Here is a 16120-nt window from a genome sequence, read left to right as displayed (position 1 = left end):
CAGCGCATGAGTGAGGCCGGCGGCGACGCCTCAGCCCAGGAACAGGACGCCCCCGTGCGCGTCACCATCGTCCTACCGTGCTTCAACGAGGAGGAGCACGTCGTCGACGAGGTCAAGCGCATCTGCGCGGCCATGGACGCCTCGGACCACACCTACGAACTGCTCGCGGTGGACGACGCCTCCACCGACGGCACCCTCGCCCGCCTGCGGGACGCCGAGGCGCTCTACCCGCACATGCGGATCATCGCCTTCGGCCACAACGGCGGCTCGGGCACGGTCCGGCGGATCGGCAGCCAGCGGGCGCGCGGCGAGTACGTCGTGTGGACCGACGCCGACATGAGCTACCCCAACGAGCGCATCCCCGAACTCGTCTCGATCCTGGACGACGAACCCGGCGTCGACCAGGTCGTGGGCGCGCGCACCCAGGAGATGGGCACGCACAAGGCGCTGCGGGTCCCGGCCAAGTGGGCCATCCGCAAGATCGCCGAGAGCCTCACCAACACCCGCATCCCGGACCTCAACTCCGGCCTGCGCGTGTTCCGCCGCGACGTGGCCCGCCCCTACCTGCGCCTGCTGCCGCCCGGGTTCTCCTGCGTCACCACCATCACGCTGGCGTTCCTGTCCAACCAGCACCCGGTCAAGTACGTGCCCATCGAGTACGCCAAGCGCGCGGGGACGTCCAAGTTCCACTTCGTGCGGGACGCCTACCGGTACATCCTCCAGGTCCTGCGCATGGTCATGTACTTCAACCCGCTCAAGGTCCTCATGCCGCCGTCGCTGGCGCTGCTGGGCCTGGGCGGGGCCAAGTTCGTCTTCGACCAGGTGCGCCACCCGCTCTACATCCCGAACAACACCGTCATGATCCTCATGACGGGGCTGATCATCGCCGCCATCGCGCTGCTGGCCGACCTCATCGTGCGATCCCGGGAGAGCGCGTGACCCCGCCCGCCCGTCGCCCACCATCGCCCGGCGGAGGCGCTTCGCGCCGGGACGGGCTACCGCCCTCATCGGATGCCTGCGGCGCAGCCCCGCCCGCCCGTCGCCCACCATCGCCCGGCGGAGGCGCTTCGCGCCGGGACGGGCTACCGCCCTCATCGGATGCCTGCGGCGCAGCCCCGCCCTGGCCGGCGCGCGTCACCCTGGTCGGCCCCGCCCACCCGTACAAGGGCGGCGGCGCCCGCCACACCACCGAGCTCGCCCACCGGCTCAGCGCCCTCGGCCACGACGTCGCCATCGAGTCCTGGCGGGCCCAGTACCCGGCGGCGCTCTACCCGGGCCGCCAGACCATCGACGAGCCGGAGGGCACACCCCACCCCGGGACCCGGCACGGCCTGGCCTGGTACCGCCCGGACGGCTGGTGGCGGACCGGCCGCCGCCTGGCCCGCGAGGCCGACCTGGTGGTGCTCACCCTCTTCTCCCCGGTGCAGGTGCCCGCCTACCTCGCCATCCTCGCCGGTGTGCGCTCGCTCGACACCGGGACGCAGATCGTCGCCCTGTGCCACAACGTGCTGCCGCACGAGCGCCGTGCCGTGGACGTCTCCCTGACCCGCGCGCTCCTGCGCCGCGTGGACGGCGTCCTCACGCACTCGCCGGAGCAGGCGCACCTGGCCGAGGGACTGATGGGCCCCGAACGGCCGCGCCCGGTCATGGCTCCGCTGCCCCCGCACCTGCCCGACACCGGCGGGCCCGCCCAGGGGCCCGCGGGCGAGCGGCGGCACCTGCTCTTCCTCGGTATCGTCCGCCCGTACAAGGGCGTGGACCTGCTGCTGCGGGCCCTCGCCGACGGCGCGCCCGACGACGTCACGCTCACCGTGGCGGGCGAGTTCTGGGGCGGCACCGACGACCTGGCGGCCCTGGCGCGCGAGCTCGGCGTCGCCGACCGCGTGCGGCTGCGCGACGGCTACGTGCCCGCCTCGGAGCTGCCCGGGCTGTTCGCGTCCGCCGACGCCGTCGTCCTGCCCTACCGGACGGCCACCGCCACCCAGAACGTGTGGCTGGCCCACGAGCACGGCGTCCCCGTCGTGGCCACGCGCGCCGGGACGCTCGCCGACCACGTGCGCGAGGGCGTCGACGGACTGCTGTGCGAGCCCGGCGACGCCGCGGACCTGGCCCGGGCGCTCAGCGCCCTCTACGCACCGGGGGAGGCCGAACGCCTGCGCGCGGGCGTCCGCCCGGTGGACCCGGCGCCGTACTGGCGGGCCTACGCCGACCGGCTCCTGAAGGCCTGACACGCCCTAGTCGGGTCGGCGGGGGAGGTCCCGAGCGGTCTCGGGGGCGCCGCCCGGCGGGGGCACCGCCGGGGCCGGCGACAGCAGCACCGACAGCCCGGCCCAGGCGATGTCCGCCACGGTCATGACCAGGCGCGACAGCACCGCGACCACGAGCGCCGCCCCCGCGTCCACCACCGGGGCCAGCGCCACGACCAGCACCGCCTCCCGCACACCCAGCCCGGCGGGAGCGAACACCACCAGCAGCCCGAGCGTCCAGGCCAGCGCGTACCCGCCCACGGCCGGACCGATGGAGGCGAGTGGCTCCCCGCCCACCGCCCACGTCAACAGCCACGCGTGCGCGCCCAGCGGCGCCCAGGCCAGCACGGTCCACCCCACGGCGGCGGCCACCGAACGCCCGCGCACCTCGGGCGGACCCGCCTCGGCCACCTCCCGGAAGCGCGTGAAGGGCCGGGCCGCCGTACGGACACCGAACCCCAGCACGCGCGGGTGCAGGCACGCCAGCAGGACCGGGGCGGCGGCCAGGACCCACCACCAGCGGCGCGCGGCCTCACCGGACACCAGGGGCAGGGCCGTCGCGGCCACGGCCAGTCCCACGGCGACCGTGACGGCCACGGCCAGCAGGGTGGCGGCGGCACCGCGCGCCCGCGCGACCTCGCGGTCACGGGCCAGTTCGACCTGGGCGACGAACGCCCACACCGATCCCGGGAGGTACTTGCCGAGCTGGCCGACGAACATGATCCGTGCCGCGACCCGCACCGGCAGCGGGGAGCCCAGCCCGCCCAGCAGCGAGCGCCAGGCGAGCATCTGGGCGGTCAGTCCCGCCATCCCGGCCAGGACCGCCGCGGGCAGGGCCCACAGGGGCAGGGCGACCACCGCCTCGCGCGCCTGCGTCCAGTGCGCGCGCAGCGCCCACCCGGCGCACGCGAACACCGCCACGAGCAGCGCCAGACGCACCCACCGGTTACCGCGAAGCCGACTCAGCACGCGGCCACACTAGTCCACCCCGGCCCGCGACCTCCGCGGGGCCGATCACGGGGCCATCGGACACATCACCGCATGCCGCCGTCGGCGCGCGAACCGGGCCGCGTAGGGTGGGCCGTTATGAGTGGTGCGAACGACCCGTCCCCCGACTCCTCCCCGACCGCGTCCGCGATGCGCAGGGCCCTCGCCCGCGCCCGGGACGGCAAGACCCTGGACGTCACCGAGGCCGAAGTGCTGCTGCACGCCCGGGGCGAGGACCTGGAGACACTCCTCGACCACGCCGGCCGCGTGCGCGACGCCGGACTGGAGGCCGCCGGCCGCCCCGGTGTCATCACCTACAGCCGCAAGGTGTTCGTCCCCTTGACCCGGCTCTGCCGCGACCGCTGCCACTACTGCACGTTCGCGACCGTGCCCGGCCGCCTCGAATCCCCCTACATGTCCCCGGACGAGGTCCTGGAGGTCGCGCGGCGGGGCGCCGAGATGGGCTGCAAGGAAGTCCTCATCACGCTCGGGGACCGCCCCGAGGACCGGTGGAGCCAGGCCGCCGAATGGCTGGACGCGCACGGCTACGACGACACCCTGTCCTACGTGCGGGCCATGGCGATCATGGTCCTGGAGGAGACCGGGCTCCTGCCGCACCTCAATCCGGGTGTGCTGACCTGGTCCGACTTCCAGCGGCTCAAGCCGGTCTCCCCGTCGATGGGCATGATGCTGGAGACCACCTCCGAGCGGCTGTTCACGGAGAAGGGCCAGGCCCACTACGGCAGCCCCGACAAGGACCCGGCCGTACGGCTGCGCGCCCTGGAGGACGCGGGCCGCTCCAACGTCCCGTTCACGACCGGCATCCTCCTGGGCATCGGCGAGACCGTCGCCGACCGGGCCGAGTCGATCTTCGCGATCCGGGGTGTCGCCCGCCGCTACGGCGGCATCCAGGAGGTCATCGTGCAGAACTTCCGGGCCAAGCCCGGGACCGCGATGATGCACCGCCCCGACGCCGAGCGCGAGGGGATGGCCGCCGCCATCGCCGTCACCCGCCTGGTGATGGGGCCCAGGGCCCACATCCAGGCTCCGCCCAACCTCATCGGAGCCGAGGCCGGCGGGGTGGACGAGTACGCGCTGATGCTCCGCGCGGGCATCGACGACTGGGGCGGGGTCTCCCCGCTGACCGCCGACCACGTCAACCCCGAGCGCCCCTGGCCGCAGATCGACGACCTGGCGGAGCGCACCGCGGCCCAGGGTTTCACCCTGCGCGAGCGGCTCACCGCCTACCCCGAGTACGTGCGGGCGGGCGAGCCGTGGCTGGACCCGCGCGTGGCCGCGCACGTGGCGGCCCTGGCCGATCCCGAGACCGGCCTCGCGGTGGAGGACGCGCCCCTGGTGGGGCGGCCCTGGCAGGAGCCCGAGGCGGTCCTGGTCGACTCCGGCCGCACCGACCTGCACACCGGTATCGACGCCGAGGGCCGCACCGGCGACCGGCGCGGTGACTTCGACGCCGTCTACGGCGACTGGGACGAGCTGCGGGCGGGCGTGGACCGCGAGGGCGCGGTGCCCCGCCGCTTCGACCCCGACATCGCGGCGGCCCTGCGCAGCGCCGAGGCCGACCCCGCGGGGCTGAGCGAGGACGAGGCCCTCGCGCTGCTGCACGCCGACGGCCCCGAACTGGAGGCCCTCACCGGGCTGGCCGACCGCGTGCGCTCCGACGTGTCCGGCGACGACGTCACGTTCGTGGTCACCAGGAACATCAACTTCACCAACGTCTGCTACACCGGCTGCCGGTTCTGCGCGTTCGCCCAGCGCCGCACGGACGCCGACGCCTACACCCTCTCGCTGGACCAGGTCGCCGACCGCGCCGAGGAGGCGTGGAAGGCGGGGGCCACCGAGGTGTGCATGCAGGGCGGCATCCACCCCGACCTGCCCGGGACGGCCTACTTCGACATCGCCGGGGCGGTCCGCGAGCGCGTGCCGGACATGCACGTCCACGCGTTCAGCCCGATGGAGGTCGTCAACGGCGCCTCACGGACCAACCTGCCGATCCGCGAGTGGCTGACCCGCGCCCGCGAGGCCGGTCTGGGCTCGATCCCGGGCACGGCCGCGGAGATCCTCGACGACGAGGTCCGGTGGGTGCTCACCAAGGGCAAGCTGCCCGCCCGTGAGTGGATCGACGTCATCACGGCCGCCCATGACCTGGGCATCCCCACGACGTCGACGATGATGTACGGGCACGTCGACTCGCCGCGGCACTGGGTGTCGCACATCAAACTGCTGCGCTCCCTGCAGGAGCGCTCGGTGGAGCGCAACGGGCGGCGGGGCTTCACCGAGTTCGTGCCGCTGCCGTTCGTGCACACCAACGCGCCGATCTACCTCGCGGGTCTGGCGCGTACGGGCCCGACGGTCCGGGAGAACCGGGCGGTGCACGCCCTGGCCCGGCTGCTGCTGCACGGGCACATCGACAACATCCAGTGCTCCTGGGTGAAGCTGGCCGAGGACACCTGCCGGCAGTTGCTGCGCGGCGGGGTCAACGACGTGGGCGGCACACTGATGGAGGAGACCATCAGCCGGATGGCCGGCTCGGGTCAGGGGTCGTTCAAGACGATCACCGACATCCGCGCCCTGGTCGAGCCGACGGGGCGCCCACTGCGCCAGCGCACGACCCTCTACGGCGAGGTGTCCGAGGAACGGCGCCGCGTGGCCGAGGCCAGTGACGGTGTCGCCGCCAGCGTGCTGCGTCCGTCCCTGCCCCTGGTCTGAGGACGACGCGGGGGCGCGGCGCCGGGTCACGGCGCCGCGCCCCCCGGGGACGACCGGGGTCAGCAGGCTCCCAGGTTCTCCCAGGCGCCCCACTCGCCGGTGGTGCCGGGCTCGTCCTGCGTCCACCACTTGGCCCGGTAGGCCGCGCCGCCGTGTGTCACGGTGTCGCCCTGGGTGTAGGTGGTGCCCGAGGACCAGGCCGGGGCGTCGCAGTCCGCGGGGTCGCCGCCACCGCCGCCGTCCCCGGGGCCGGAGTCGGGGGCGTCGACCAGAGTGCCCTCGCGCGGGGCGTCGTAGGTGATCGCGTACTCGGTGCCGCCGATCCCGACACGGAAGTTCGAGGGCTGCGCGATCGGCAGCGCGTAACTGAGGGTGAAGTCCAGCGACCCCCCGGCGGGGATGCTCTGCCAGCTCGGGACGGTCAGCTCCACCCGGTGGAAGTCGCCGTCCAGGCCGCCCACGTTGTCGCCCCGGTCGTGCCCCACCTGCACATGGGTCAGGCCCATGCCGGACTGGTCGCTCATGGTGCCGGGCGCCGAGGTGCCGTAGTCGAAGGTGATCGTCGATCCCCCGGGGATGTCCCCGGCCGAGTTGTTGGTGACCGTCACGTCCGGAGTGATCGGGTAGTTGTTGTCGCCCAGGGCGAATCCACCGAAGTCCACGTCCACGTCGAGCACCTGTGCGGGCGCGGCGGTCTCGGCCTTGGCCGCCCCGTAGGGGCCCGCGTCGCTCAGCCGCTCGTGGAGGGCGGTGATCAGGGTGTCGCCCATCACGTACTGGCCCGCGTCGGCGTCGTAGGCGTAGTCGCCGGCCATCTCCCAGATCATGACGCCGCCGAGCCCGGTCTCGGCCACGTAGTCGGCCTTGGCGGCGGTGGTCCGGTCCGCGTCGCCCGACAGGAACGTGTTCGTCGCGGGGTTCCACCACCACTCGTTCTTGGTGGTGTCGTCCCAGTGGCGCTCGTAGGTGCCCACCAGTTCGTCGGTCACCCCGTAGTCGGCCGCGTAGTCGCCGACCACACCGTCCTCCAGGTTGAGCACGTGCCAGATCGGGTTCGCGCCGGCCGCGATGGCGCCACCGGTCACGGGGTCGCTGTCGTGCCAGAGGTTGTCGATGCCGTCCGCGCCGTCACCGCAGGGCACCGTGAGACCCGTGCCCGGCTGGCACTGGTTCTGGTCGGGCAGCGCGGCGGTGCCCCACAGCCCGTTCTCGCCTCCCTCGACGTCCTTCCAGCCCCGGGTGTAGAAGGGCAGCCCGAGGTTGATCCGGCCGGCCTGCATCGCACCGCGGAAGTAGTGGTGGGCCCAGTCGGCGTTGAGGTAGCCGATGCCGTCGTAGGCGCCGTAGACGTCCGACAGCTCGGGGTCGAGGCCGCTGTCGTAGAGCGCGCCGTTGTGCCCCACGAAGTGGTTCCACGTGCCGTGCAGGTCGTAGGTCATCATGTTGACGAAGTCCAGGTACCGCACGACCTGGTGGACCTCCTGGCCGCGCAGCAGCCAGCCGGAGGAGGGGACCGCCGCGGTCAGCTGGTAGTAGGTGCCGTCCTCGGCGGAGGCCGTGTCGAGCTTCTCGCGCAGCACGCGCATCAGCTCCTCGTAGCCCTCCCAGAGCAGGCCCCGGCGCTCGTCGGAGATCCAGTAGTCGTCCGGGCTCCCGGCGCCGTTGTTGGACGTGGCGTACTCGTAGTCGATGTCGAGGCCGTCGAACCCGTACTCGCGCACGAAGTCCACGGCCGAGTCGGCGAAGGTCTCGATTCCCTCGTGGTTCACACCGGTGGACGTGGTGGTCATCGAGTAGAAGCCGCCGGAGTCCACCCGCTCGCCGCTCGGGTCGAAGTAGCCTCCCGTCTCGGCCCAGCCGCCCACGGCCACCAGGGTCCGGACGCCGGGGTGGTCCTTCTTGAACTTGTTGAGCTGGTTGAAGTGGCCGCCGTAGGGGAACTCGGGGTCCGGTTCGAGGCCGGGGCGGTCCCAGGTCATCCCGGTGGCCGGGTTGTCGGGGCCGTCCGGGCCGACCGAGAGCCGGTTGTCGCCGTCGACGTGTCCGAAGGCGTAGTTGATGTGCGAGATGCGGTCCCAGGGGATGTCGTCGACGAGGTAGGTGGGCTGGCCGTTGGCGCCGTTGCGCCAGCTCGTGAAGTAGCCGATCACCCGCCGGTCGAGCCCGTTGGGCAGGATCTCGCGTCCGTCGGCGTCGTAGACGTCGCAGTAGGGGACGTCCACGCCCGGGGTCCGGTGGAGGCCGTCGGGGCGGCAGTCGGTCCCGGCCGCCGCCTCGGCGGGCGCGGCCACAGGGGCCTGCGGGGCGGCGTGCGCGGTCGGGACGGCGAAGAGGACGCTCGCGGCCACACACAGGCCTGCGGCGGCGGACCCGAGGGCACGGGCCCACCGGACCGGGCCGGTCCGTGGTCCGGGGGGAGGGAGGGAGAAGGGCATGGGGGAACCTTTCGCGGGGCGCGGCGGGCCGTCGCGGGCGCGCCGGGAGCCCGTCCGGGTCGGGACGGGTGGAGGGGGATCCGGTCTTCCTCGGAGCGGGGCCGGGCGGGACGTGCCGGGCCGTCGCGGGTGAGGGAGGGAGTGCGCTGCTGGGGTGCGGGAAGGCGGGGCGGAGCACCGGGTCGCGGTGCCCCGCCCCGGGAGTGGCGGCCCGTCACGGTCGGGAGTGCGGTGACGGGCCGCCGGGGGGCGGTCGGTGTCAGCAGGCGCCGACGGTCTCCCAGACGCCCCACTGGCCGGTGGTGCCGGGCTCCTCGCCCCGCGTCCACCACTTGGCCCGGTACACGGTGCCCTCGTGCGAGACCGTGTCACCGTTGGTGTAGACGGAGCCGGAGTCCCAGGCGGGGGCGTCGCAGTCCGCGGGCGGGTCGGTCGGCTCGTCGGTGGGCGGGTCGGTCGGCTCGTCCGTGGGCTGGCCGGGGCCGCTGCCCAGACGGGCGGAGATCGTCTCGGCGAACGCGTAGCCGTTGGTGGAGTCCCAGTTCACGGACCAGGTCATCACGCCGCCGATGGGCCCGTAGGGGGTCGTGGGCGTGAAGGAGCCGCAGTTGGTCCCGGCCTCCAGGCAGTCGAGCGCCTTGACGATCTCGGTCGGCGCCATGTGACCGCCGCCGGCGGCTGCGGGCGTCGCGGGCAGTCCCAGGCCGACCTGGTCCGGTCGCAGGCCCATCTCCAACTGGATGCAGGCCTGGGCGGCGACGAAGTCGGCGGTGCCCTGGCTGTAGACCTGGTCGTCGCAGCCCAGCATCGAACCGGAGTTGTAGTACTGCATGTTGACGATGGTCAGGATGTCGGAGATCTCCCTGGCGAGCTTGGGGTACTCGCGGTCAGGGCTCTGGAAGTCGATGGTCTGCGGCGCCATCGTCAGGATGAGGTCGGAGCCCGCCCGGGAGCTCAGGTCGCGCAGCGCGCTGCTCATGTACTGGGCGTTGATGCCGTGTTCGAGGTCGATGTCGATGCCGTCGAAGCCGTAGTCCTGCATCAGCGCGAACGCGGTGTCGGCGAAGTTCCGGGCCTGCGTTGCGTTGGTGACGGACACGTTCCCGAGTTCGCCGCCGACCGAGAGGATGACCTTGCGCCCCTCGGCCTGTACGGCCGCGATGTCGTCGCGGAAGGCCTGGTCGGTGTAGCCGCCCAGTTCGGCGCTGGCGAGGTTGAACGTGATACCGCCGTCGAGCGAGGGATGGTTGTCGGCGAAGGAGACCGCGACCAGGTTGTAGTCGCTGGGGACCTCGGCCAGGGTCAGGATGTTGGAGCCGTTGTCGAAGTTGTGCCAGTAGCCGGTCAGCCAGGGGGCGGACTGCTGGGCGCTTGCGGTGTCGGCCACGGGCTCTATCTCGGCGGCGGAGGGGGCGAACTGCCCGGCGCCGGCGACCAGCGCGGAGGCCAGGAGGGCGCCCGCGCCGATCAGGGCGGCGACGGTACCGCGTCGGCGGGGGGTGCGACGGTGTTCGTGCATGGGGGGCGTGCTCCTGTCATCGAGCGGGGAGACGATGCGTCGTTGTGGGGGAGGCGCGGAGGCCACGCTAATTGTTAGGAAACCTTAGAGTTGTGTTCCCGTTGCGTCAACGGAAATGGTAAAGAAAGTTGCCCTTTTCCTCGGGTCCGGCTCACCCGTTCGGCCCGGCCCCGCCGTCGCCCAGGTCCAGCGCCTTGCCCACGGACTGGAACACGTCGTGGTCGATGCGTCCCTCGCGGTACAGCGACTCCAGGGCGTCCCGGCGCGCCTGCGTGATCCGGTGGTGCGCCGCCAGGCGCCCCTCCCACCGCTCCCGCGCCGCGTCGCCCCCGTCCATCAGGGTCCGTGAGTGGTCCAGCCTGCGCGCGTACGCGCTCCGCAGCGAGTCGGCGCTCTCCTGGTCGATGTCCCCCGACGACAGCAGCTCCTCCACCTCGCGCAGGGCCGCCGCGTCCATTTCCACCTCGGCCGTCAGGTACTCCCGGTCGTGGGCGCCCTCACTCACCATGCCCAGGCGGCGCAGCAGCGCGGGCAGTGTCATCCCCTGGCCCACCAGCGTGCCCAGCACCACCACGCCCGCGACGAACACCAGCGCGCCGCGCTCGGTGAAGGGTTCCCCGCCCAAGGCGGTCGGCAGGGACAGCGCGATGGCCAGCGACACCGCGCCGCGCATGCCGCTCCACCCGATCACCGTCCGTTCCCGCACGTTCCCCAGGTCCACCCGCACGCCGGGGATCGAGCGCTGGACCGGGGCGACGGCGACCACCAACACCATCCGCAGGAGCACGGCGGCGGCCGTGACCGCCACCGCCACCCCGACCAGCAGCAGGAACGAGTAGGTGTGCGCCTCCACCGACGCCACCACCGCGTCCAGCTGCAGGCCCAGCAGCACGAACAGAGAGGACTCCAGCAGCGACACCAGGACCCGCCAGATCGTCCGGCCGTTCACCCGCACCCGCGGCGGTAGCAGACCCTCGCCGCGCGTGCCCAGGTAGAACCCGGCCACCACCGCGGCCAGTACACCGGAGAAGCCCGCCATCTCCGCGGGGACGTAGGCCACGAACGGAGTGATCAGCGTGACCATCAGGAGCAGGCTCGGGTCCTGCATCCGCGTCCGCGACCACGACACCGCCAGCGCCACGACGGCGCCGTAGGCCAGCCCGCCCGCCACGACCTTGACCAGCTCGACCGCGCCCCCGGTGACGGTCAGGGGGTGCGCCATGGCGGTGACGGCGAGGGTGAACAGGGTCAGCGCGACGCCGTCGTTGATGAGGGATTCGCCCTCCAGGATGGTCAGGACCCGGCGCGGCGTGCCCACGCGCTTGAGGATCGCCGACGCCGCCACCGCGTCCGTGGGTGCGATGGCCGCGCCCAGCGCGATCGCGGCGGGCCAACTCACCTCCGGCATGAGCCAGTAGACGATGCCCGCCAGCCCGAAGGCGGTCAGCAGGGTCGTCCCGACGGCCATGACGACGATCGGGCGGCCCTGGAGCCGCATGTCGCGGGGAGAGGAGAAGAACGCCGCGTTGTAGATCAACGGCGGGAGGAACACCAGGAGCACGACCTCGGGCGAGACCGAGACCGCCCGCGGCCACGGCAGCACGCCCAGGACCATCCCGAGCGCCACCAGCACGATGGCGTCCGGGACACGCAGGCGGCCGGCGAGCAGCCGCCCGCCGATCACCGCGAGCACGACCACCAGGCCCGCGACCACGTATCCCTCGACCGACACCCCCGCACCTCCGGGCACCAGGATGCCGGTCCCGCCCCGGAGCGTCGGCCCCGGCGCGCCCCAGCACCCAAAGTGAACCCCCGTGCGGCGTCACCCCAGGGGGTTGGAGGTGGGCGTTCCGCGCGCCGGGACCCCAAGGGGTTGAAGGTGAGCGGTTCAGCTCACTGGAACCACAGGGGGTCCATCCGGGCCAAAGCAGGAAGGGCCGCGCCGCAGGCGTCCGTTGAGGGTGGTGGCGGGCGACGGCGTGGGCACGAGCGGAGGCCCGAGGCAAGCACTGGGGTGAGGGGCGCGCCGGTGCCCGCAGGAGGAGTCTCCGCCGCCGGCGAGCTTGCGAGCCAGGCAGTAGCGACGACGAAGGACCCGGCGTCAAGCGCCCCTCACCGGACGGTGACGAAGTCCTCGGGGTCCCTCGGCGGCCGGTCCCGGGGCGGCTCGGCGGCGTGCCCGACCGCGACCGAACCCATGGGCCGCCACTCGGCCGGCACGTCCAGCACCTCGCGGACCACGTCGGCGCAGAACATCGTCGAGGAGATCCAGGCCGACCCCAGACCCTCCATGGCCAGCCCCACCAGCAGGTTCTGCACACCGGCGCCCATCGCCACGAGGAACATCGACTGCTCGGCCGCGGCCCGGCGCTCGTCGGGATAGGGATGGGCGCCGTCCGCGACGAGGAACGGCACCACGAGGTAGGGCGCGTCGCGGAGGACGTCGCCGCGCCGGGTGCGGCGGGCGATGGCCTCCTCGGAGAACCCGTCGGCCCTCAGGTCGCCCACCCACGCCTGGAGCATCGCGTCCAGCAGGCGCTTACGCGTGCGCGCCGACTCCACGAGCACGAACCGCCACGGCGTGGTGTGGTGCGGCGCGGGCGCCGTGACCGCCGTGGCGACGGCCCGGCGGACGGCGGCCGGGTCGACCGGCTCGTCCGTGAACGAGCGCACGGTGCGGCGGGCCGGGACGACGTCCCGTGAGCCGTACCGGAACAGGTCCGCGTCGGCCGGGCGCACGATGGCCGCCGCCCCCGGGCCGTCCTCTTCGGTGACCAGGTCGCCGAGCCCGCTGACGACCGCGACCGGGACCGCGCTCGTCTTGCCCTTGACGAGCTCCCCCGCGCCGGCGATCTCGTCGGCGACCGCGTTGACCGTGGCCTCCATCACGTTTCCGTGCGCGTCGGCGGTGCCGCGCAGGTCCTGGACCGGGACGACGCCGGCGGCCCCGATGGCCACGTCGGTCTGGCCCACCCGCCAGGGGCGGCCGAAGGTGTCGGACACGATCACCCCGACGCGCACGCCCAGGCGCTCGCGCAGCCCCGCGCGCAGCGCGCGGGCGGAGGCGTCGGAGTCCTCCGGCAGCAGCAGCACCGTGCCCGGCTCGACGTTGGAGGCGTCCACGCCGGCCGCGGCCATCACCAGGCCCTGACGGGTCTGCACGATCCGGGTCCGGCCCGCGCGGGCGACCACGCGCACGGTCTCGGCGTCGATGGCCTCCTCGCGGTCCATCAGGCGGGAACGCCCCTCGGCCTTGCTGACGATCTTGGAGGTGACCACGAGCACGTCGCCGTCGGCCAGCGGGGCGCCGGAGGCCGCCACGGCGTCGGCGACCAGGCCGACCAGGTCGTCGCCCTCCCGGACCTCGGGGATGCCGTCCAGCCCGCGGACGCTGACGCGGGCGCTCACCGGTCCTTCCCCGCGAGCTCGACGGCCAGGTCGACGGCGGCCCTGGCGATGGCCTCGGTCTCCTCGGGGCCGGTCATGTACAGCGGGCGCGAGCGGACCTCGATCCCCTCGACGGCCGTGCCCTCGTCGGCGTCGTCGACCAGCCAGCCGTCGAGCAGGTCCGAGCCCAGGTGCTCGGCGACCGCGCCCGCGGAGGTCTCCACGCCGATCGCGCTCAGGCAGGCGTCGGCCATACCGCGCACCGGGGCCCCGCCGATGATCGGGGAGACGCCCACGACGGTCTTGCCGGCCATGGCCTCGCGCAGACCGGGGACGTTGAGGACGGAGCCGACGCTGACGACCGGGTTGGACGGCGGCAGGATGACCGCGTCCGCCTCGGCGATCGCGTCGAGGACCCCGGGTGCGGGCTTGGCCGACTCGGCGCCCACGCTGACGATCTGCTCCGCGGGCAGGGCGGCGCGGTGTCGGATCCACCACTCCTGGAAGTGGATGGCGCGGCGTCCCTGGCCGTCGTCGACGACCACGTGCGTCTCGACCTGGTCGTCGGTCATGGGCAGGAGGCGCACCCCGGGCCGCCAGCGGTCGCACAGGGCCTCGGTCACCGCGGAGAGCGGGTATCCGGCCGCGAGCATCTGCGCCCGCACGATGTGGGTGGCGGTGTCCCGGTCGCCGAGCCCGAACCAGGTGGGCTGCATCCCGTAGGCCGCGAGCTCCTCCTTGACGGTGAAGGACTCGTCGGTGCGGCCCCACCCCTGTTCCTCGTTGATGCCGCCGCCGAGGGTGTACATCACAGTGTCCAGATCCGGACAGATCCTCAGTCCGAACAGGGTGATGTCGTCACCCGTGTTGCCGATGACGGTGATGCTGCTGCCTGTGGTGTGGTCTTCGGTGGCAGGAGCGTCCGTCCCCAGCGCGGCTTTGAGGCCGCGGAGGAAACGTGCGCCGCCGATACCGCCGGCCGGTACGACTATCCGCATGCGTCCAAGTCTGGCAGGCTGGTGGCGTGTATGGGTCGTCTGCCCCGCTGTGGGCGCGCGACACAGGTGTGACCGATCTGGTGGCGGGAGTTCGTGAACCCGGCCGCCCCGGCCGCCATCTCAATCCCGTCGACCGGTGCCCGGTGTCCCCAGGTTCTGTCCGGATCCGGTCGATGCCTCTGACCGACCGACCATATGCCAAGCTTTCACCGACGCGACGGCGAAGCAGCAGAGGGGAACCTCTCTTGAACATCGAAACACTAGACCGCCTGCGCCTGCCGGGGGCATGGGCACTGTTGGCGTCCACCGGGGTACTCATGCTCTCGGGGCTCATCCAGGTGATCGTGAGCTCCAGTGAGTGGGAGGGCAGCTTCGCCAGCGCGATGTACGGCGCCGGTGACGAGTACTTCTTCGGTGTCGGCGTCACCGTGCTCATCGCGGCCGCGGTGGCTCTGGTGGTGACGAGCCCCCGGACGCGTCCGTCCGCGTCGCCGGTCGTGCTGACCGCGCTCATCCTGACCGGCGTGGGCCTGCTCTTCTGCCTCATCGCCGTCATCTGCGGCTTCCTCGGATCGAGTGTGGGCCTCGGGCTGGCCCACTTCCTGCAGACGCTGTCGCAGGGGGCCGTGCTCGGCCTGGTCGGTTTCGCCGTCCTCCAGGTCTTCAACAACCCCGCACTGGTGCCCCGCCCGGTGCAGCCGCAGCAGCCGCAGTACGACCCGCAGCAGGCGGCCTACCCGCCCGTGACGGGGGCCCAGCAGTCCTTCGGTCAGCCCGGCTACCCCGTTCAGCCGGCCGCTGACCCGGCGCAGGCCGGCTACCAGGGCCAGGCCGCCGCGGACCCGAGCCAGACCGGGGCGGACCCGACGCAGACCGGTCAGCAGCAGGCCTACGGGCAGCAGTACGGGACCGGCGCCCAGCAGGCCTACGGCCAGCAGCAGGGCTACGACGCCGCGGCGCAGCAGCAGGTCGCGTACGGCCAGCAGTACGGGGCGGACGCTTCCGGTCAGCAGCAGGCCTATGACGCTGCGGTGCAGCAGCAGGCCGCGTACGGCCAGCAGTACGGCACGGGTGCCCAGCAGCCCTACGGCCAGCAGTACGGGGCGGACGCCTCGGGTCAGCAGCAGGCCTATGACGCTGCGGTGCAGCAGCAGGCCGCGTACGGCCAGCAGTACGGCACGGGTGCCCAGCAGCCCTACGGCCAGCAGTACGGGACCGACGCCTCGGCGCAGCCGCAGGGCGAGTACGCGGCGCCCTACGACCCCTCCCAGTACGCGCCGCAGGCCTACGACGCCGGACAGCAGAGCGCGGGCCCGGCCCAGAACACGGGTGAGCAGGCCGCCCAGGACGCCATTCAGTACGGCTGGTACCAGGGCGCGGACCAGGCGGGGCAGGCACAGGACACTCCGGCCGAGGGCGGAGTTGAACCTTTCTTTAACTCCGGTGAGAACAATGGCACCGAGGCGGCCGGGCACGGTGGCGGAGCCTACGGAGGCCAGTACGGCTCCGGCGCCGGCTACGGCTCTGACCAGCAGGGACAGGGCGGTACCGGGGGTCAGCAGAGCTGGTACGGCGGAGAAGAGCGGCGCTGATCCCGTACGGGGCTCCACGCCCCCGCCGCCTTGGAAGGCCGTGAATTGCGCGGTAATCCGCAGAACGGACATCGCGGAGCCGCCGTTGGCGGTTCGTTACATGATATTCAGTGGATTACCACGTAGGACGCTTGACTATCGGTCACGCGGCCACGTGTAATTTCAAGGTGGGATTCCACCCGGCCTGGGGGACGAAAAGGGCCGGGGACATCTATGGGGGGCAACAGGA

General features: G+C 72.9%; 10 protein-coding genes. 4 read left to right on the top strand and 6 right to left on the bottom strand.

Going from position 1 to position 16120, the window contains the following annotated elements:
• Positions 1-6 precede the first annotated feature (6 nt).
• Together M1P99_RS06200 and M1P99_RS06195 are read left to right on the top strand one after the other, a co-directional pair.
• Positions 7-939 (top strand): glycosyltransferase family 2 protein, encoded by a 933-nt coding sequence (locus M1P99_RS06200; protein WP_304451709.1) that lies wholly within the window; start codon positions 7-9, stop codon positions 937-939.
• A 200-nt stretch (positions 940-1139) separates the two neighbouring features.
• Positions 1140-2228 (top strand): glycosyltransferase family 4 protein, encoded by a 1089-nt coding sequence (locus M1P99_RS06195; RefSeq protein ID WP_304455592.1) that lies wholly within the window; start codon positions 1140-1142, stop codon positions 2226-2228.
• A gap of 6 nt (positions 2229-2234) precedes the next feature.
• Here the strand turns inward: M1P99_RS06195 and M1P99_RS06190 are convergent, their stop codons facing one another.
• Entirely contained in the window at positions 2235-3215 is a 981-nt protein-coding gene (locus M1P99_RS06190; RefSeq protein ID WP_304451708.1) for a lysylphosphatidylglycerol synthase domain-containing protein, read from the bottom strand.
• Between the two features lie 117 nt (positions 3216-3332).
• Here M1P99_RS06190 and M1P99_RS06185 point away from each other — a divergent pair, with 117 nt between their 5' ends.
• A complete protein-coding gene (locus tag M1P99_RS06185; RefSeq protein WP_304451707.1) occupies positions 3333-5960 on the top strand; it encodes a bifunctional FO biosynthesis protein CofGH in 2628 nt (875 codons plus the stop codon).
• Positions 5961-6019: 59 nt separating this feature from the next.
• Here M1P99_RS06185 and M1P99_RS06180 read toward each other — a convergent pair whose 3' ends face one another.
• The 5 genes from M1P99_RS06180 to cofD form a co-directional block, all read right to left on the bottom strand.
• Complete coding sequence (locus M1P99_RS06180) at positions 6020-8308, bottom strand: glycosyl hydrolase family 18 protein (protein ID WP_304451706.1); 2289 nt, start codon at positions 8306-8308, stop codon at positions 6020-6022.
• Positions 8309-8654: 346 nt separating this feature from the next.
• Positions 8655-9914 (bottom strand): glycosyl hydrolase family 18 protein, encoded by a 1260-nt coding sequence (locus tag M1P99_RS06175; protein WP_304451705.1) that lies wholly within the window; start codon positions 9912-9914, stop codon positions 8655-8657.
• Positions 9915-10065: 151 nt separating this feature from the next.
• The gene (locus tag M1P99_RS06170; protein WP_304451704.1) at positions 10066-11646 is read right to left on the bottom strand and encodes a Na+/H+ antiporter; all 1581 of its coding nucleotides are present in this window, start codon (positions 11644-11646) and stop codon (positions 10066-10068) included.
• A gap of 380 nt (positions 11647-12026) precedes the next feature.
• On the bottom strand, positions 12027-13322 hold the full coding sequence (locus M1P99_RS06165) for a coenzyme F420-0:L-glutamate ligase (protein WP_304451703.1): 1296 nt from the start codon (positions 13320-13322) through the stop codon (positions 12027-12029).
• Positions 13319-14299, bottom strand: a complete 981-nt coding sequence (gene cofD, locus M1P99_RS06160) for a 2-phospho-L-lactate transferase (protein WP_304451702.1) — start codon at positions 14297-14299, stop codon at positions 13319-13321. The genes M1P99_RS06165 and cofD overlap by 4 nt, the downstream gene beginning before the upstream one ends.
• Positions 14300-14544: 245 nt before the next feature.
• On the opposite strand from cofD, the gene M1P99_RS06155 reads away from it, so the two are divergent.
• The gene (locus M1P99_RS06155; protein ID WP_304451701.1) at positions 14545-15891 is read left to right on the top strand and encodes a hypothetical protein; all 1347 of its coding nucleotides are present in this window, start codon (positions 14545-14547) and stop codon (positions 15889-15891) included.
• Positions 15892-16120: the final 229 nt, after the last annotated feature.

The organism is Nocardiopsis sp. YSL2, assembly GCF_030555055.1.
GTDB lineage: Bacteria > Actinomycetota > Actinomycetes > Streptosporangiales > Streptosporangiaceae > Nocardiopsis.
Note: the sequence above shows the minus strand (reverse complement) of the source record. Positions and strands in the feature narration are given on the sequence as shown.

Excerpts from the sequence above, each read along its gene's own strand:
- M1P99_RS06200 (WP_304451709.1), top strand. The coding sequence starts at position 7 with ATGAGTGAGGCCGGCGGCGACGCCTCAGCCCAGGAACAGGACGCCCCC.
- M1P99_RS06185 (WP_304451707.1), top strand. The coding sequence starts at position 3,333 with ATGAGTGGTGCGAACGACCCGTCCCCCGACTCCTCCCCGACCGCGTCC.
- M1P99_RS06175 (WP_304451705.1), bottom strand. The coding sequence starts at position 9,914 with ATGCACGAACACCGTCGCACCCCCCGCCGACGCGGTACCGTCGCCGCC.
- cofD (WP_304451702.1), bottom strand. The coding sequence starts at position 14,299 with ATGCGGATAGTCGTACCGGCCGGCGGTATCGGCGGCGCACGTTTCCTC.